At 59.6% G+C, this 16,844-nt stretch carries 16 protein-coding genes; 7 read left to right on the top strand and 9 right to left on the bottom strand.

What is annotated here, in order from left to right; translation table 11 throughout:
• Window positions 1-97 precede the first annotated feature (97 nt).
• Complete coding sequence (parE, locus tag H7H48_RS10965) at window positions 98-2,155, top strand: DNA topoisomerase IV subunit B (RefSeq protein WP_229449079.1); 2,058 nt, start codon at window positions 98-100, stop codon at window positions 2,153-2,155.
• Window positions 2,156-2,168: 13 nt separating this feature from the next.
• Here the strand turns inward: parE and H7H48_RS10960 are convergent, their stop codons facing one another.
• The gene (locus H7H48_RS10960; RefSeq protein WP_229449078.1) at window positions 2,169-3,314 is read right to left on the bottom strand and encodes a DUF2336 domain-containing protein; all 1,146 of its coding nucleotides are present in this window, start codon (window positions 3,312-3,314) and stop codon (window positions 2,169-2,171) included.
• 136 nt (window positions 3,315-3,450) lie between these two features.
• On the opposite strand from H7H48_RS10960, the gene H7H48_RS10955 reads away from it, so the two are divergent.
• Both H7H48_RS10955 and H7H48_RS10950 read left to right on the top strand, forming a co-directional pair.
• A complete protein-coding gene (locus tag H7H48_RS10955; RefSeq protein ID WP_229449077.1) occupies window positions 3,451-3,906 on the top strand; it encodes a MaoC family dehydratase in 456 nt (151 codons plus the stop codon).
• Between the two features lie 2 nt (window positions 3,907-3,908).
• Window positions 3,909-4,787, top strand: a complete 879-nt coding sequence (locus H7H48_RS10950; RefSeq protein WP_229449076.1) for a CoA ester lyase — start codon at window positions 3,909-3,911, stop codon at window positions 4,785-4,787.
• A gap of 10 nt (window positions 4,788-4,797) precedes the next feature.
• Here the strand turns inward: H7H48_RS10950 and H7H48_RS10945 are convergent, their stop codons facing one another.
• Together H7H48_RS10945 and H7H48_RS10940 are read right to left on the bottom strand one after the other, a co-directional pair.
• A complete protein-coding gene (locus tag H7H48_RS10945) occupies window positions 4,798-5,406 on the bottom strand; it encodes a flavin reductase family protein (RefSeq protein WP_229449075.1) in 609 nt (202 codons plus the stop codon).
• Window positions 5,406-5,966 (bottom strand): nitroreductase, encoded by a 561-nt coding sequence (locus H7H48_RS10940; protein WP_370633362.1) that lies wholly within the window; start codon window positions 5,964-5,966, stop codon window positions 5,406-5,408. Before H7H48_RS10940 ends, H7H48_RS10945 begins: the two co-directional genes overlap by 1 nt.
• Window positions 5,967-6,172: 206 nt before the next feature.
• Between H7H48_RS10940 and H7H48_RS10935 the strand changes: the two genes are divergently transcribed.
• Complete coding sequence (locus H7H48_RS10935) at window positions 6,173-7,081, top strand: hypothetical protein (RefSeq protein WP_229449073.1); 909 nt, start codon at window positions 6,173-6,175, stop codon at window positions 7,079-7,081.
• A 69-nt stretch (window positions 7,082-7,150) separates the two neighbouring features.
• Here the strand turns inward: H7H48_RS10935 and thrS are convergent, their stop codons facing one another.
• The 3 genes from thrS to H7H48_RS10920 all read right to left on the bottom strand — a co-directional run bounded on the left by thrS (window position 7,151) and on the right by H7H48_RS10920 (window position 10,016).
• Window positions 7,151-9,139, bottom strand: coding sequence for a threonine--tRNA ligase (gene thrS / locus H7H48_RS10930; protein ID WP_229449072.1), 1,989 nt, complete (start codon window positions 9,137-9,139; stop codon window positions 7,151-7,153).
• Between the two features lie 108 nt (window positions 9,140-9,247).
• Window positions 9,248-9,565, bottom strand: a complete 318-nt coding sequence (gene yidD / locus H7H48_RS10925; RefSeq protein ID WP_229449247.1) for a membrane protein insertion efficiency factor YidD — start codon at window positions 9,563-9,565, stop codon at window positions 9,248-9,250.
• Between the two features lie 4 nt (window positions 9,566-9,569).
• Window positions 9,570-10,016, bottom strand: coding sequence for an iron-sulfur cluster assembly scaffold protein (locus tag H7H48_RS10920; RefSeq protein WP_229449071.1), 447 nt, complete (start codon window positions 10,014-10,016; stop codon window positions 9,570-9,572).
• Between the two features lie 242 nt (window positions 10,017-10,258).
• Between H7H48_RS10920 and folE the strand changes: the two genes are divergently transcribed.
• The 3 genes from folE to H7H48_RS10905 all read left to right on the top strand — a co-directional run bounded on the left by folE (window position 10,259) and on the right by H7H48_RS10905 (window position 12,543).
• Complete coding sequence (gene folE / locus H7H48_RS10915; RefSeq protein WP_229449070.1) at window positions 10,259-10,924, top strand: GTP cyclohydrolase I FolE; 666 nt, start codon at window positions 10,259-10,261, stop codon at window positions 10,922-10,924.
• Window positions 10,924-11,370, top strand: a complete 447-nt coding sequence (gene hisI / locus H7H48_RS10910) for a phosphoribosyl-AMP cyclohydrolase (protein ID WP_229449069.1) — start codon at window positions 10,924-10,926, stop codon at window positions 11,368-11,370. Before folE ends, hisI begins: the two co-directional genes overlap by 1 nt.
• Before the next feature lie 192 nt (window positions 11,371-11,562).
• Window positions 11,563-12,543, top strand: a complete 981-nt coding sequence (locus H7H48_RS10905; protein ID WP_229449068.1) for a patatin family protein — start codon at window positions 11,563-11,565, stop codon at window positions 12,541-12,543.
• A gap of 9 nt (window positions 12,544-12,552) precedes the next feature.
• Here H7H48_RS10905 and recJ read toward each other — a convergent pair whose 3' ends face one another.
• The 3 genes from recJ to H7H48_RS10890 form a co-directional block, all read right to left on the bottom strand.
• The gene (gene recJ / locus H7H48_RS10900; protein ID WP_229449067.1) at window positions 12,553-14,334 is read right to left on the bottom strand and encodes a single-stranded-DNA-specific exonuclease RecJ; all 1,782 of its coding nucleotides are present in this window, start codon (window positions 14,332-14,334) and stop codon (window positions 12,553-12,555) included.
• Between the two features lie 51 nt (window positions 14,335-14,385).
• Window positions 14,386-15,363: a class II fructose-bisphosphatase gene (gene glpX / locus H7H48_RS10895; protein ID WP_229449066.1), complete on the bottom strand. Its 978-nt coding sequence runs from the start codon at window positions 15,361-15,363 to the stop codon at window positions 14,386-14,388.
• A gap of 137 nt (window positions 15,364-15,500) precedes the next feature.
• Window positions 15,501-16,814, bottom strand: a complete 1,314-nt coding sequence (locus H7H48_RS10890) for a homoserine dehydrogenase (protein ID WP_229449065.1) — start codon at window positions 16,812-16,814, stop codon at window positions 15,501-15,503.
• Window positions 16,815-16,844 lie beyond the last annotated feature (30 nt).

Genomic DNA, 16,844 nt, shown 5'->3' with positions numbered 1-16,844 from the left:
GTCCACACACTCCGAACGGAACCGGAACAGGCTTCGCTTTGCCTTGGAATCCATGGCAAACTGCGATGTGATTCGCGGACAGGACACAACACGCTTCATGGACGACAACAACGACCTCTTCGCCGGAATGACCGCAAATGTGGAACGTGCGAAAGCACCGGAGCCGGCAGCGCCTGAACGCAAGCCCGCGCCGCGCCCTGCGCCCTCCCCCTCGCCCGCATCGTCTGGCGAGGGCTACAGTGCAGCCGACATCGAGGTTCTGGAAGGCCTTGAGCCTGTCCGCCGACGTCCAGGCATGTATATCGGCGGCACCGACGACAAGGCGCTGCACCACCTCTTCGCCGAGGTCATCGACAACTCCATGGATGAGGCGGTGGCCGGTCATGCCACTTTCATCGAGGTGGAGCTGGACGCGGAAGGCTTTCTTTCTGTCACGGATAATGGTCGCGGCATCCCCGTAGACCCCCACCCTAAGTTCAAGGACAAGTCGGCGCTCGAGGTCATCATGACCACGCTGCATGCCGGCGGCAAATTCGATTCCAAGGTTTATGAGACCTCCGGTGGTTTGCACGGTGTGGGCGTTTCTGTCGTGAATGCGCTCTCCGAACTCCTTGAAGTCGAGGTCGCGCGCAATCGACAGCTCTTCCGCCAGACCTTTTCGCGCGGTCTGCCTCAGGGCGGGCTCGAAAAGCTCGGCGATGTCCACAACCGTCGCGGCACGAAAGTGCGCTTCAAGCCGGACGAGCAGATCTTCGGCAAGGGCGCCAAGTTTGAACCGGCGCGCCTTTACCGCATGGCACGCTCCAAGGCCTATCTCTTCGGCGGTGTCGAGATCCGCTGGGTCTGTGCGCCCGAGTTGATCGGTGAGAAAGACCAGACGCCGGACAAGGCCACCTTCCACTTCCCCGGCGGATTGAAGGATTATCTGATCGCTTCGCTCGACGGGCAGTTCCAGGTCACGAAGGAAGTGTTTTCCGGCCGCAGCGAAAAGAGCTCCGGCCATGGCGCGGTGGAATGGGCGATCACCTGGTATGGCGGCGACGCCATGCTCAATTCCTATTGTAACACCGTGCCCACTCCCGAAGGCGGAACCCACGAGACCGGCTTCCGCAACGCGCTCCTGCGCGGCCTTCGCGGCTATGCCGAGCTCACCGGCAACAAGCGCGCGTCCATCATCACCTCCGAAGACGTGATGATCTCGGCCGCCGGCATGCTCTCCGTCTTCGTTCGCGAGCCGGAATTCGTCGGCCAGACCAAGGACAAGCTGGCCACGGCTGCCGCCATGCGCATTGTCGAAAACGCCGTGCGCGATCCCTTTGACCACTGGCTTGCGGAAAATCCGCAGGAGGCCTCCAAGCTTCTCGATTGGGTTGTGGCCCGCGCAGACGAACGCCTGCGCCGCCGCCAGGAACGCGAAGTCAGCCGCAAGAGTGCGGTGCGAAAACTGCGCCTTCCCGGAAAGCTCGCCGACTGTACCATGGGTGCAGCGGCGGGTGCCGAAATCTTCATTGTCGAGGGCGACTCCGCCGGAGGCTCCGCCAAGCAGGCGCGCAATCGAGCCAGTCAGGCCGTATTGCCACTGCGAGGCAAGATTTTAAACGTGGCCAGTGCCGGCACCGGAAAACTCGCCGCCAACCAGCAGATCTCCGACATCGTTCAGGCGCTTGGCTGTGGCACCAGGTCGAAATATCGCGAAGATGACCTGCGCTACGATCGCGTGATCATCATGACGGACGCCGACGTCGACGGCGCGCATATCGCGTCTCTGCTGATCACCTTCTTCTACCAGGAGATGCCGCAGCTTATCGAGAACGGGCATCTCTACATGGCCGTACCCCCGCTCTACCGCATCAGCCAGGGTGGCAAGACCATGTATGCTCGCGACGACGCGCACAAGGACGAGCTTCTGGAAACGGAGTTCACGGGTCGTGGCAAGGTCGAGATCGGGCGCTTCAAGGGACTTGGCGAGATGATGGCGAGCCAGCTCAAGGAAACGACCATGGATCCGGCCAAACGCACATTGCTGCGCGTGTCCGTTCTCGATGGCGAGGAGGCGACAAAGAGCGCCATAGATTCCCTGATGGGTACCAAACCCGAGGCACGCTTTCGCTTCATTCAGGAGAACGCAGAGTTCGCTGACGAGCTGGACATCTGATCTGCCGGCTTCTTCAGGCGGCTGCGATCGCCTGTGCTTGAATACGCGCATTCTCGCGCAAGGCGTCTAGGTGAATGGACCGCAACAATCCGGCCAGTTCTGCGGCATCCGCTGCAGGTCCATCCTGCCCCGGCGTGGCTCCAATGCTCTCAAGCATCAGCCACGAAACCTCCTGAGCGCCTGCTATCCGCTTACCGAGCGCGACGTCACGCCATACGGCCAAAGCTCGGATGATCGGTGCATGAACAGGCTTTGCAAGACCTGCTTTTTTGAAAAGAGCGGCCAGCGGTAGATCGCGTCCACTTACCAGAAGCCCCCCGATCCTTGCCAGGGACTCTCCTGTCAATGACATAAGGACATGGCCAAAAAAATCGATCTTTCCATGGGCCACAAGTCGCACGATGAAACTGGTCGTCAATTCCCCCTGGATGCGAAGATGCTCAACCATAGCCCCGTGTTCATCAGCGTCGAGGGTCTCGATCAGCGTGAGCGAAGCGCGAATACAGGCATCCTTGGTGAGCTTTTCAGCACGCGCCGCGCCCACCAGCGCTCGCACTAAAGGAGCGTCCCGCAAGGCTTCTCCCAACTGTCGCAAGAGCACGTGGCGGCAATCCGAGGGCAAACGCGGGTCCCCGGCCAGTCTTTCCCGCAAACGCGCATCGTTTCCGTGGCGTTCGATCATGCGGCGAAAACTCACGGCCGCAATGTCCGCGCTCGAATTTTCCGCCAAAGCTATACAAGCCTCGAGAGCCCCCACCTCCGCTATGGCGGCAGACACACTCATACTCAGATGCGCGCGCCGCGCGATGAGGCATTGGGTTGCCACTCTTTCGTCCGCGACCCGATCAATGAGATCAGTGTCGGACAGAACCGGAGAGCGCGCCAGGATTGGCGCAGCGACGTCCGGCTGATCAGACGCCAGAGCCGCCACCACCTGCACGGGCGCGTGCCTGCTCATGGAAAGCGCCTCTGCCAGCGCGAAGCGCACCTTGGAAGATGGATCGTCAAGCAAAGCCGTCAGTGCGGCCTCTGCCGCGTAGCGATCCTCGAACGGCAGCTCTCCCTCGAGATAGGCTCTGGCGAGGGCTGCTGCTGCTCCTGCGCGTTCGGACACCTTTGCCGTCTGCGTCCACTTGAGAAAATGCTGAACCACTTGCACGAAGTCACACTCCCGCCCTGTCTGAAGCAAACCTAGCGTGAATTCGTATAGGAAACGTTTACCATAAGAGCGACTTGCAGCCCGCCGCCGCCGCCCCTATCAAGAGACAGATCATCCTTTGGACGGGAGGAGCCCTATGGCGGGCCTTTATCTTGAGGAATTCCAGCCAGGACAGGTGTTTCAACACACCCTGCGCAAAAGCGTTACCGAAAGCGACAACATGTTGTTTTCAACCATGACGCTGAACCCTCAGCCGCTTCACATCGATTTCGATTTTGCAGAGAAGACCGAGTGGGGCAAGCCGTTGGTCAACTCACTCTTCACCCTCGGTCTGATGATCGGCATCTCGGTACACGACACAACGCTCGGCACCACCGTGGCCAACCTTGGAATGACCGAAACCAACTTCCCGAACCCGGTGTTCCACGGCGACACGATCCGTGTCGAGACGGAGGTGAAGTCGGTGCGCGAATCCAAATCTAAGCCCGATCGAGGCATCGTGGAATTCGAGCATCGGGCTTTCAATCAGAATGACAAACTGGTGGCCCGCTGCCTGCGCCAGGCGATGATCCTCAAGAAAAAGAGCGCTTGAACATGCGCTCGCTGCTCTTTGTTCCAGGCGATTCTGAACGCAAGCTCGAAAAGGCTTTGCACGGATCAAGCGACGTTCTGATTGTTGATCTGGAAGATTCAGTCGGTCTCCACAAGAAGGAAGAAGCACGTCGCGTCACGGCCGCGTTTCTGGAGCACGCACGAGCCCGCACAAAAGCTCGGCTTTTTGTGCGGGTAAACGACCTGTCCTCCGGTTTCACCAATGATGACCTCGACGGGATCATGAAGGGAAAACCGGATGGCATCATGCTCCCGAAGGCCGAAGGCGGAGACGACGTGGCACGTCTCGCAACGATGCTACGCGTCCACGAAGCAGAAAACGGAATTGAGGACGGCAGAACACGCATTCTCCCGATCATCACGGAAACTGCCCTTGGCGTTCTGAATGCCGCCAGCTACCGCAATTGCAGCCCGCGTCTCTGCGGACTGACCTGGGGAGCCGAAGATCTTTCCGCGCATATTGGCGCGCTCACAGCGCGCCACGAAGACGGAAGCTATACATCACTCTTCCAGCTCGCGCGCAGCATGACGCTTCTGGCCGCAGCCGCAGCGGGCGTTCCAGCCGTTGACACGGTATTCCCCAATTTTTCCGACACAGAAACATTTGAGAGAGAATGCCACACCGCTGCCCGTGATGGTTTCGTCGCCAAGATGGCCATTCATCCGGCCCAGATCGAGCCCATCAATACCATTTTTACGCCCTCCGCTCGGGAGATAGAGGACGCGCGCGCGGTGGTGAAGGCATTTTCCGCCGCGGGCGATGCAGGCGTGGTGAACATTGGCGGGCGAATGTATGATCGCCCGCACCTCGCCCTTGCCCAGCGTGTTCTTGAACGCGCCGCTGCGGTTTCTGAGGATTGACCGAAGGGGTTCAGTCGCCCTTCCATTGCGGCCGTGTCATCTCGAAAGTCTCGGTGATCGCCGCATAATCGCGATAGCCGAGACGCGCGAGATTGCTTGCAGCGACAGCATCGAACTGGCCATCCTTCAACACCGCCTCGCTGATATACACGCCAACCACTTCACCGGTAACAACAATCACGCCCGCCGGTGCCCCACCGAGACCCAGCGGACGCCTCACCTCGGTCACCTTGCATTCAAGCGCCGCATGGCATTCACCCACGCGCGGCGGCTTTACAAGCTTTGAGGGAGCTTCCGTGAGACCGGCAAATGCAAATTCGTTGACACCACGCGGCGCATCCACCGAACTGGCGTTCAGTTGTTCGGCGAGATGTTTGCTGGCCAGATTGACGACAAACTCGCCGCTCTCTTCGGCGTGGGTAGCGCTGTCCTTTGCCCCTTCCGAGGAAAAGAAGACCAAATGCGGATTGGACGAGATCGCATTGAAGAAGGAATATGGAGCGAGATTGGCAACTCCCTCTTGAGAGAGCGTGGAAATCCAGCCAATCGGGCGCGGCGACACGATGGCCTTGAACGGGTCGTGCGGTAGCCCATGGCCCTTGGATGGTTCGTAAAACATCATTCCTCCCACGGTCCGCTGTACTCGGAGACGATATCATCAAGCTCCGGGCGCGGACGTTCTAGAAGCTCACCGTCAAAAGAGCCGATGTGAACAAATCCAACCACACGCTCCTGCGGCGCGAGCCCCAATATGCGGCGACCTTCGGCATCATCCGAATACCAGTTTGTAATGAGATTGGTGCCGTAGCCCAGAGCGTTGGCGGCAATCATCAGGTTCATTGCAGCCATGCCACCGGAGAGGAACATCTCCCACTCGGGGATCGTCGGGCTCTCTTTGGGAACGCACACCACGCCAATCACCAGGGGTGCGCGCGAAAACCGGGTCCGTTCCTGCTCGATCCGCGCCTCCGGGAGGTTGTGTTCCCGCTCCATGGCACGTGCGGCCAAGGCCTCACCCACCTGCTTTCTGGCGTCGCCCCGATAAAGAATGAAACGCCACGGTGTTAACCGGCCATGATCTGGCACACGCGAGGCCACCTTCAATATGGTCTCGATTTCCTTGTCGGACGGCGCTGGTTCCGCAAGATCTTTCACCGGCGTCGAGCGGCGCGCAAGCATGAAATCAAGCACGGATGGGTGCAATTGTCTGTCTCCTGTAGGATAAAAAGGCCTGACTCAGGCAGAATGTTTTGCGAAAGCTTTCTTTCGTGGAATTCAGATCGCACAATCGCCTTGAAATTGCCACCGCCTTGGGCTTCATGTCAGGCATGCGCAGTCCTTTAAGATCGATACTCTCCTGTTTCGCCCTGTGTGCTTCTCCCCTGATGGCGTTTCCCGCTCATGCGCAGGAAGATGGGGCAAATGCAGTGGATGGTCTGCGCCTGCCGGGCCTCAACAATTATGCTCCTGCTTCAGTGGATAATGCCTTGGCCATCGCCGAGACTGGCGAGGTCACTCTTGTCGCTCACCTGAATGAGGGTGGCGAGGAGATCCCGAATGGGCTTGTTTGGCGTATTTTTGGGACGCAGCCAGGCGCAGATGAGAAGCTCCCACTGGTGGCCACCGCCCGTGGCGGCAACACGGTTTTCCAGCTCGCCCCGGGGAGCTATCTGGTACACGCTGCCTACGGTCGCGCCGGTGTCACCAAGCGCATCACGGTCGGGCGGGAACCGATGCGTGAGGACCTGTTCCTTGACGCGGGTGGCCTGAAACTGAATGCAATCCTTCCCGGCGGCGTGAGGATTCCGCAGAATCAGCTTCGCTTTTCAATCTACGAGGCCGGTGAAGACAACATCGGAGACGGTACGCTGATTCTCCCCGACGTTCAGCCTGGCAGCATCGTGCGTCTCAATGCCGGCACATATCACGTCGTCGCCAAGTATGGCGCCATGAATGCCGTGATCCGCTCCGATATCCGTGTCGAAGCTGGCAAGCTCACTGAAGCGACAGTCGAGCACCGGGCCGCCGACCTCACCATGAAGCTCGTGCGCGAACGCGGTGGCGAAGCCATTGCCGACACCGCCTGGTCGGTGCTCACCGACACAGGCGAAATCGTGTATGAAACGGTCAGTGCCTATGCATCCATGGTGCTAGCGGAGGGGGACTATACCATCGTCGCCAAAAACCGTGACCGAATCTACCAACGCGATTTCTCGGTCGTCCCCGGTCGCAATCAGGACGTTGAACTCCTCCCCACAGACCTGCTCGATACGCGCAATCAGTTTCCAGATTGATTTGCTTCCGCCTCAGATGAAAAAGCCGCGCATCGGCGCGGCTTTTTCCGAATGAGGCATTGAACGCCGTCAGGCCGCAGGCACCTTTGCAGCCTTCCGCTTGAGATCGGGCGGTGTTGCCTCTTCTGAAAGTATCGCGGTCACGTCGGTCAGCGACATGGAGGCTTGATCGCGGCTGCCCAGACGACGGATGTTGACCGTGCCCTCCTCCGCCTCGCGCTTGCCGCACACCAGAATGACCGGAACCTTGGCCAGCGAATGCTCGCGGACCTTGTAGTTGATCTTCTCGTTACGCAGATCCGCCTCAGCCAGAAGCCCAGCCTCCTTCAGCGTCTCCGTCACTTTCAGCGCATAATCATCGGCGTCGGAGGTGATCGTCGCCACCACCACCTGCACCGGCGCAAACCAGAGCGGGAAATGTCCGGCATAGTTTTCGATCAGAATGCCAAGGAAGCGTTCCATCGAACCACAGATGGCGCGATGCACCATAACCGGCTGCTTCTTCTCTGAATCCTGATCGATATAGAACGCGCCAAAGCGCTCCGGCAGGTTGAAGTCGATCTGGGTCGTTCCGCATTGCCACTGGCGGCCAATGGCATCCTTCAGCACATAGTCGAACTTCGGACCGTAGAATGCGCCATCGCCGGGATTGATCGCGGTCTTGATGCGCCCGCCCGACTGTTCGGCAATCTGCACCAGCACCTTGCTCATGATCTCTTCGGCATGATCCCATAGCGCATCGGAGCCGACGCGTTTTTCCGGCCGCGTGGAGAAGTAGACAGTGATCTCCTCAAAGCCGAAATCAGCATAGGTGGAGAGAATCAAGTCGTTGATCTTCAGGCACTCGGCCGCAAGCTGCTCTTCCGTGCAGAAGATGTGGGCATCGTCCTGCGTGAAGCCGCGCACACGCATCAGCCCGTGCAACGCGCCAGATGGCTCATAGCGGTGCACATTGCCGAATTCGGCGAGCCTGATCGGCAGGTCACGATAGGATTTCAGGCCGTGCTTGAATATCTGCACATGGCCGGGACAGTTCATCGGCTTCAGCGCGAAGGTACGGGTGTCTTCCGCCTCGTCATCGGCGCACTCAACCTTGAACATGTTCTCCTTGTACCAGCCCCAGTGGCCAGACGTCTCCCAGAGGCTCTTGTCGAGCACCTGCGGCGCGTTGACCTCATCATAGCCATCGCTGGCAAGCCTGCGACGCATATAGCTGACGAGGTTCTGGAACATGCGCCAGCCCTTGGAGTGCCAGAAGACGACGCCCGGCCCCTCTTCCTGGAAATGGAACAGGTCCATCTCGCGACCAAGGCGGCGATGGTCGCGCTTCTCGGCCTCTTCCAGCATATGCAGATACTGGTCGAGCTCCTCCTGAGTCTGCCAGGCTGTGCCGTAAATGCGCGTCAGCATCGGATTGTTGGCATCGCCGCGCCAATAGGCGCCGGCCACCTTCATCAGCTTGAACGCCTTGCCGATCTGGCCCGTGGACACCATGTGCGGACCGCGACACAGGTCGAACCAGTCGCCCTGCGCATAGATCTTCACGTCCTGATCCTCGGGGATCGCGTCGATCAGTTCAACCTTGTAGCTCTCGCCCTTCTCCGCAAACACCTTCTTGGCCTTGTCGCGCGACCAAACTTCCTTGGTGAAAGGCTTGTTGCGCGCGATGATCTCGGCCATCTTTTTCTCGATGACCGGCAGGTCCTCGGGCGTGAAAGGCTCGTTGCGGGCGAAATCATAGTAGAAGCCGTTCTCGATCACCGGGCCGATGGTCACCTGCGTGCCGGGCCACAATTCCTGTACGGCCTCGGCCAGCACATGAGCAGCATCGTGCCGAATGAGTTCCAGCGCCCGCGGATCCTCACGGGTAATGATTTCGATGTCGCCTGACTTGCCGACAGGGTCGGAAAGGTCGCGCACGGTGCCATCGAGCGCATAGGCAACCGACTTCTTGGCAAGTGACTTGGAAATGCCGGCAGCGATGTCAGCGCCGGTCGTCGCCGCATCGTAGTCGCGAACGGAACCATCGGGAAATTTGAGGGAAACGGCCTCGGCCATAAAACTTCTCCTTATCCAGTCCCGCCAACGAGCGCGGGTGGTCTTGGTGTATGTAAGCAAGGGGCGTTTAGCGCCATCAGCGGAAAGCGTAAACCCCTGTAAGGCACCTTAAAGACGCCAATACCGCCAGGGAGCCCACCATTTCAGACGCTCATCCAGATGTTCGGGCACCGGATCAAGCCCGTGGGTACCACCCGGCCCGCAGCGAACAAGACGAAAAAGCCCTATCCAGCCGCCACCCCACAAGCCATGGCGGGCAATCGCTTCATAGGCGTACTCCGAACAGGTAGGGAGATGCCGGCAGGAATTGCCAATGAAACCAGACAGGGTGAGCTGATAGAACCGCACCAAAGCCGTGCCCAGAACACGCCCCGGGGTTTTGGGCCAGGGCCCCTGCCAGTTTCGGCTCCGCGCACCGTTTGCCATAACGTCAGGCGGCAGCGCCGGCACGCGCCTTTTCGATCTGGTCGATGGCATCCACCACCGCATCAAACGTCAGCAGCGTGGACGCATGGCGCGCCTTGTAACCACGCACCGGCTCCAGATATTTCAGATCCTCGAAACGACCGGCTGGCGGCGCGCCCTCATCTTTCAACATGGCGTACATCTGTTCGCGGACTTGCCGCAACTCGTCAAACTTCGCTCCCACCACATGAGCGGCCATAATCGAAGATGAAGCCTGTCCAAGAGCGCAAGCTTTTACCTCATGTGCAAAATCGACAACCGTGTCATTTTCGACCTTGAGATCGATCAGAACGGTCGAACCGCAAAGTTTGGAATGTGCCTTCGCAGAAGCATCGGGTGCTTCCAGCCGCCCGATCCGCTGAATATTTCCGGCAAAACCAAGAATTTTCGCGTTGTAGACGTCGTCCAGCATAGAATTTCCGTTCTGCCGCAACCGAAACACATCAAAGTCGCTTCGGCACCTTCCCTTCTGCTTCAAGCCACTTATATAATGGTCGCTGTGGGCCTGCGACAAGGCATGATGCCATTGTGGGTACCAGTTTCGCGCACGCCACTGTCGGGCCGGGCTGAGATTTTTCTCCAATACCCGCTGGATAAGGCCGTGAACCGTTCAACTCGTCCCTGCCGAGACAGGGACTACGGGAGACGCCTTCTATGGACGCCATTATCAAGAATTTTCCGCCTCATGCCGAAAAGGGTGAGAAAATCGCGGAGACGAAATCTTACATGGACAAGCCGGCTACCGAACGTCCATCTCAGGAAGAGGTGGAAAACGCCGTGCGCACCCTGTTGCGCTGGACTGGTGACGACATTGCTCGAGAAGGTCTGATCGAAACGCCCAAGCGCGTGGCCAAAGCCTATCGCGAAATGTTCTCCGGTTACGACCAATGCCCCGCCGAGGAACTGGGGCGGACCTTTGAAGAGGTGCAGGGCTACAACGATATGGTCCTGATCAAGGACATCTCGTTCCACTCGCACTGCGAGCATCACATGGTGCCAATCATCGGCAAGGCCCACGTGGCGTATTTGCCGGATGGGAAGGTTGTCGGCCTGTCCAAGATCGCCCGCGTTGTCGACATTTTCGCCCGCCGCCTGCAGACGCAGGAAGCCATGACCGCACAGATCGCCCATGTCATTCAGGATGTCCTGAAACCGCGCGGCGTGGCCGTACTGGTTGAGGCGGAGCATATGTGCATGGCCATGCGTGGCATCCGCAAACAGGGCTCCGTCACGCTCACCACCACGTTTACGGGTGCATATCGAGAAGATCTTCAGGAGCAGGCGCGCTTCATGACCATGCTGCGCGACAATCATCGCTGATGACGACATTGAGTTTTCCTCCAGCCCCATCCGACAAGGCCGCGCTTGAAGAAGGCGCGGCTTTTTCGCCGCGCTTTGACGCCAACGGCCTTCTTACGGCGGTTGTGACAGATGCCGAAACGAATGCGCTCCTGATGGTTGCGCACATGAATGCCGAGGCATTGGCAATGACGCTTGAAACCGGCATTGCCCATTACTGGTCGCGCTCGCGGGGTAAGCTCTGGAAGAAGGGCGAGACCTCCGGCAACGTCCAGCACATTGTCTCCATCGCCACGGACTGCGATCAGGATGCGGTGCATTTGAGCGTGAAGGTTGCTGGCGATGGTGCCACCTGCCACACCGGCCGGCGTTCCTGTTTCTACAGAAACGTCTCTGTCCGTGATGGCAAGGCGGTTCTCATCGACCTCGGCATGAAGCCCTTGGATCACAAAGACGGACACGCTTGACCAAAAGTCGGTCTCGATTTCTTGATCGACCGCGGCGTAGACTTTCTTCTCGGGAACGCACATCTAGAGACTGGCAGATCCGCCACGTTCCCCGGTGAGGCAGCGTTGAACCGTTCGGTTCGTCAAAGCGACGCATATTCACCAATTTGATACAGTTCCCAGGCATGATGCCATGGGGACGAGGAGATGATCATGCTCGATTGGGCATCTCTACGCAGGAAGCAAGACAGCAGGCAGGGCGATTTGGGTTCGCCTGAGCCACCCGTGGCCGAGCGGGTGCCTGCACCAAATCCCCGCAATGGTATCGCGCTTGCCCTCGGCGGCGGCGCTGCGCGCGGCTGGGCTCATATCGGTGTCCTGCGCGCACTCGACGAAGCGAACATCCCCATCGGTATGATTGCCGGCACCTCCATCGGCGCGCTGGTGGGTGGCTGTTATCTGGCCGGTAAGCTGGATGAATTGGAAGATTTTGCCCGTTCCCTGACCAAGCGGCGTATTTTTGGACTGCTCGACATCAATTTCGGCGGCAGCGGTCTGTTTGGCGGGATGAAACTCACGGCCCGCATGGAAGAGCATCTGCGCGGCGTGACCTTTGATGATCTTTCAAAGCCGTTTGTCTGCGTCGCTGCCGAAATTCGCACCGGCCACGAGATCTGGTTGTCGAGCGGGTCACTCATCACTGCGATGCGGGCTTCCTACGCGTTGCCGGGCGTTTTCGAACCAGTTACCTGCAACGGTCGAGTGCTTGTTGACGGCGCGCTCGTCAATCCGGTCCCTGTTTCGGCCTGCCGAACCTATGAACAGCCCCTCGTCATGGCCGTCAATCTTCATTACGACCTGTTTGGACGCGCTGCAGTCATCAAGCACGCAGCCGATATGCCTCGGGAAACCGAGCAAGGCGACAAAGCCCCGCTAGTGGTGGAAAAGGGCCCGCATCAGCGCGATCAGCGGCTCGGCATTACCGGCGTGATGGTCGAAGCCTTCAACATCATTCAGGATCGAATTTCGCGCGCGCGTATGGCGGGCGACCCGCCGGATCTGTCGCTCCAGCCCAAGCTCGGCCACATCGGCCTTACCGAGTTCCACCGTGCCGATGAAGCCATTGCGATCGGTTACGAGACCACCCAGGCCCGCCTCTCCGAGCTCGACCGGATCATCACCGTTCTGGGGTGACCCGCTCTTTCATGCGCTCGCCGCATCCTGAAGCCGCATCTGGATGCGCTTCGTGCCGTTCCAGTGATTAACCGCCAAAGTTCCCGCAACATGGATTGTCGCGCCGCGGTTGGCGAAAAGGAAATTGCCGAGATCGGTCTCGGCAGCCCGGAAGGCAATGGCCTCCATGCGCGCACCTGTCTGTGAGCGCAGATCGACCCGGATATGTCCATTGCCCACGATTCGTACATCGGCCAGACGGTGGCGCGGCAGCGCCAACACTGGTGTCGGGTGACCCGAGCCAAATGGCCCGGCGGTCTCCAACGCATCGAGCAACGCAAAATTTGCTCCATCGGCAGAGAGTGCCGCATCGACCTTCAGGCTTTCAGCATCCCTCAGCTTTTTCACCGCGCGAGCAGCCCGCTCCTCGAAAAACGCCCTAAGCGGCCCGAGCTTACCGCGTTCAATGGTAATCCCGGCCGCCATGGCATGGCCGCCGCCCTTGACCAACAACCCTTCGGAGACCGCTTCACGAACGATCTTGCCCAGATCAAATCCCGGAATGGAGCGCCCCGAGCCTGTGCCCTTGCCGCTCGGATCGAAAGCGATCGCAAAGGTCGGCCGCCTTGCATGGTCCTTGAGGCGGGACGCCAGAAGACCAACGATGCCCGGATGCCAGCGGTCGCTCGCGGTAACAAGCACAGCGGGCCCCTCGCCGGCCATCAACTCGGCGTCCGCCTCGGCCTTCGCCTCCGCAAGCATCACCGTTTCCATGTCCTGACGCTCGGTATTCAGCCGGTCGAGTGTCTCTGCGATTTTCGCGGCTTCGGCCGGATCGTCGCTGGCGAGCAGATTGCTGCCCAAAGCCGCGTTGCCGATACGGCCACCGGCATTGATGCGCGGCCCGATCATGAAGCCGAGATGGTAGGGGTTGAGTGGTTCGCCAATGCGCGACACGCGTGCCAGCGCGGCCAGTCCCGGCGTTTTCATCTGACGCGCGGCCAACAGCCCCTTCACCACGAAGGCGCGGTTGACGCCCACCAGCGGCACCACATCGCACACCGTTCCGAGCGCCACGAGATCAAGAAGCCCCAACAGGTCCGGCGCTCCCTTGACCGCCCCATCCTGGCGAAGACGTTTGACCGTTTGCACCAGAGCAAGAAACACAACACCGGCGGCACACAAGAATCCCTGGCCTGAGAGGTCATCTTCCCGGTTCGGATTCACCACCGCGACCGCCTCCGGCAACTCGCCGCCTACTTGGTGATGATCGAGAACCACCACGTCGGCACCCGCCTCCGTCGCCGCTGCGATGGCGACGGCGCTGTTGACGCCGCAGTCCACGGTGACAATCAGGCTTGCCCTGCCGGCAAGCTCTCTCATCGCCTCGGGATTTGGTCCATAGCCCTCGAAAATCCTGTCCGGAATGTAGATTTCGGATGCGATGCCGTAGTGCGCAAGAAAGCGCTTCATCATGGCCGAGGAAACAGCACCATCGACATCATAGTCGCCAAAAATCGCTACCTTTTCGCCGCGCTGAACTGCGCGGGCCAGCCTTTCGGCGGCTTTCTCCATGTCGGTCAGGCTCGCTGGATCGGGCAGGAGATCACGAATCGTCGGGTCGAGAAAACGTTTGGCCTCGTCCAACTCCACCCCACGACCGGCCAGAACGCGCGCAACGATTTCGGGAATACCATGGGTCTGCGCCATCGCCAGCGCAACGTTCTCGCCGCGCAGGTCCAACCGATGCTCCCACGCAAGCCCGCGTGCCGAGTGCCGCACATCCAGGAAATATCGCTTGTCGCCAGTCATCGCCGACTAGGTTTCACAGAGGACGAACAATGGCAAGCGACCTTGAGGTTCTCAGAACTTGTCCAGATCCTGATGGCGGGCGATGATCTCGCGCACCGTCTGCGAAGAAGAGCGCATGACGATCGTATGGGTGGAGATCTGGTCGCGGCCGAATTTGACACCGGAGAGCAGATTGCCGTCCGTCACACCGGTCGCGGCAAACAACACATCACCCTTTGCCATCTCATCCATACGGTAGACCTTGTTCGGGTCGGAAATGCCCATCTTCGCCGCGCGCGCGATCTTCTCTTCGGTATTGAGTTGCAGGCGTCCCTGCATCTGCCCTCCGATACAGCGCAGTGCCGCCGCCGCAAGAACCCCCTCGGGCGCGCCGCCGATGCCGAGATAGATATCAATGCCGGTTTCATCCGGATCGGTCGTGTGTATAACGCCGGCCACGTCACCGTCGCCGATCAGCCGGATCGCGGCACCCGTGCCGCGCACTTCCTCGATCAGGCGCGCATGGCGCGGCCGGTCGAGAATACAGGCCGTGATCTCGTTGACCGGCACACCCTTGGCCTTTGCCAGCGCCTCGATATTCTCCACGGCGGGAGCATCGAGATCGACGACACCTTCGGGATAACCAGGACCGACAGCGATTTTCTCCATGTAGACGTCGGGCGCATAAAGCAGGCTGCCGCGCTCCGCGATGGCGATCACAGCCAACGAGTTTGGCAGGTTCTTGGCGCAGATCGTCGTGCCTTCCAGCGGGTCGAGCGCGATGTCGACCTCGGGTCCCTCACCCACACCCACTTCTTCTCCGATATAGAGCATCGGCGCTTCATCGCGCTCACCCTCGCCGATCACCACCGTGCCCTTGATCGGCAAACGGTTGAGCTCCGAACGCATTGCGTCAACGGCCACCTGATCCGCCGCTTTCTCATCGCCACGGCCGCGCAGCCTTGCCGCAGCCACAGCCGCGCGCTCTGTCACACGAACGAGTTCCAGTGTGAGAATGCGGTCGAGACCCGCCTGCGAGGCTTTCAACATATATCTAGATCCTGATTTTCACCGCCTCCCATGGGCGGCGGCTTCTTGTGACAAAGACGGCGCGGCACGGCAAGACCCCGACCGCTCCGTCAAAAACATGAATCGATTGAATAAATGTGACAGGCTCGAAATGCGCGTCAGGCCGCCCGCTCAATCCGGATAACTTGCGGCTTGTCGACGAGATGACCGTCCTTCATCACACCATCGACCGCCTTGCGGACGGCGGCTTCGGTCGTCTCATGGGTCACGAGAATCACATTCTTCTGCTCATCCGGCAGTCCGCCATCAGCGTGTTGGACGATCGATTCGAGCGAAATGTCATTGTCAGCCATGCGCTTGGCAATGGCCGCGAAGACGCCGGCGCGGTCATGCACGGTCATGCGGATGAAATAGCCCCCTTCATGTGAGCGCATTCGAGCCCGCTTGTAGGGTTTCAGCTTGGCAGCGGGTCGCCCAAAAACCGGACCGTGCTGAAAACCCGGACGGCTTTTCGCAATGTCTGCCATATCGCCGATAACTGCAGAGGCTGTGGCATTCCCCCCTGCACCGGGGCCTGAAAGCAGAAGCTCGCCAAGAACATCCGTCTCGATCGCCACGGCATTGGTCACGCCATGCACCTGCGCGATGACCGAATGTGTCGGAACCATCGTCGGATGAACACGCTGCTCGATCCCGCTTTCGGTCTTGACGGCCACACCCAGGAGCTTGATCCGGTAACCAAGCTCGCTGGCTGCGCGGATATCAGCCTGGCTGATATTTGAGATACCCTCCATATAGATATCGTCAGCAGAGATCTTGCACCCAAAGGCGAGGCTGGTCAGGATCGAAAGCTTGTGCGCCGTATCGTGTCCCTCGATATCGAAGGTGGGGTCGGCTTCGGCATATCCAAGGCGTTGCGCTTCTGAAAGGCAGTCCTCGAAGGAGAGCCCTTCTTCTTCCATGCGTGTCAAAATGTAGTTTGCCGTGCCGTTCATGATTCCGAACACACGGCTCACTTCATTGCCGGCAAGCGCCTCGCGCATGGTTTTGATAACGGGGATGCCGCCGGCGACCGCGGCTTCGTAGTTGAGAAGAACGCCCTTCTCCTCCGCGATTGCGGCCAGCGCGACACCGTGTTTGGAGAGGAGCGCCTTGTTTGCAGTCACCACGTGGCGCCCCGCCTCCAGTGCCGCCTTCACCGCATCAAAAGCCGCTCCACTGTCGCCACCGATCAATTCCACGAACACATCGATCTCGGCCGAACTGGCCAGTTCGACCGGGTCATCAAACCACTGCGCGTTACCCAATTCTATGCCGCGGTCGCGATTACGGTCGCGGGCAGAAACCGCGGTCAGAGCCATCGTGCGTCCGCATTGCCTGGTGAGTTCCGCTTCCTTGTCCGTCATGCAACGCACGACGGAAGCACCCACGGTTCCCAAACCCGCAATTCCAATACGCAACGCTTCGGCCATGATGAGGCGTGCTCCTTCTCGATAATTCAG

It is taken from the genome of Nitratireductor sp. B36, from assembly GCF_020833685.1.
In the GTDB taxonomy this organism is placed as follows: Bacteria; Pseudomonadota; Alphaproteobacteria; order Rhizobiales; family Rhizobiaceae; genus Nitratireductor.
This window is presented reverse-complemented; position numbering and strand designations above follow the sequence as displayed.

Bases quoted from the DNA above. Each gene is read 5' to 3' on its own strand.
- parE (WP_229449079.1), top strand. From the start codon at position 98: ATGGACGACAACAACGACCTCTTCGCCGGAATGACCGCAAATGTGGAA.
- H7H48_RS10955 (WP_229449077.1), top strand. From the start codon at position 3,451: ATGGCGGGCCTTTATCTTGAGGAATTCCAGCCAGGACAGGTGTTTCAA.
- H7H48_RS10950 (WP_229449076.1), top strand. From the start codon at position 3,909: ATGCGCTCGCTGCTCTTTGTTCCAGGCGATTCTGAACGCAAGCTCGAA.
- H7H48_RS10945 (WP_229449075.1), bottom strand. From the start codon at position 5,406: ATGTTTTACGAACCATCCAAGGGCCATGGGCTACCGCACGACCCGTTC.
- H7H48_RS10940 (WP_370633362.1), bottom strand. From the start codon at position 5,966: ATGCTTGCGCGCCGCTCGACGCCGGTGAAAGATCTTGCGGAACCAGCG.
- H7H48_RS10935 (WP_229449073.1), top strand. From the start codon at position 6,173: ATGGCGTTTCCCGCTCATGCGCAGGAAGATGGGGCAAATGCAGTGGAT.
- thrS (WP_229449072.1), bottom strand. From the start codon at position 9,139: ATGGCCGAGGCCGTTTCCCTCAAATTTCCCGATGGTTCCGTTCGCGAC.
- yidD (WP_229449247.1), bottom strand. From the start codon at position 9,565: ATGGCAAACGGTGCGCGGAGCCGAAACTGGCAGGGGCCCTGGCCCAAA.
- H7H48_RS10920 (WP_229449071.1), bottom strand. From the start codon at position 10,016: ATGCTGGACGACGTCTACAACGCGAAAATTCTTGGTTTTGCCGGAAAT.
- folE (WP_229449070.1), top strand. From the start codon at position 10,259: ATGGACGCCATTATCAAGAATTTTCCGCCTCATGCCGAAAAGGGTGAG.
- hisI (WP_229449069.1), top strand. From the start codon at position 10,924: ATGACGACATTGAGTTTTCCTCCAGCCCCATCCGACAAGGCCGCGCTT.
- H7H48_RS10905 (WP_229449068.1), top strand. From the start codon at position 11,563: ATGCTCGATTGGGCATCTCTACGCAGGAAGCAAGACAGCAGGCAGGGC.
- recJ (WP_229449067.1), bottom strand. From the start codon at position 14,334: ATGACTGGCGACAAGCGATATTTCCTGGATGTGCGGCACTCGGCACGC.
- glpX (WP_229449066.1), bottom strand. From the start codon at position 15,363: ATGTTGAAAGCCTCGCAGGCGGGTCTCGACCGCATTCTCACACTGGAA.
- H7H48_RS10890 (WP_229449065.1), bottom strand. From the start codon at position 16,814: ATGGCCGAAGCGTTGCGTATTGGAATTGCGGGTTTGGGAACCGTGGGT.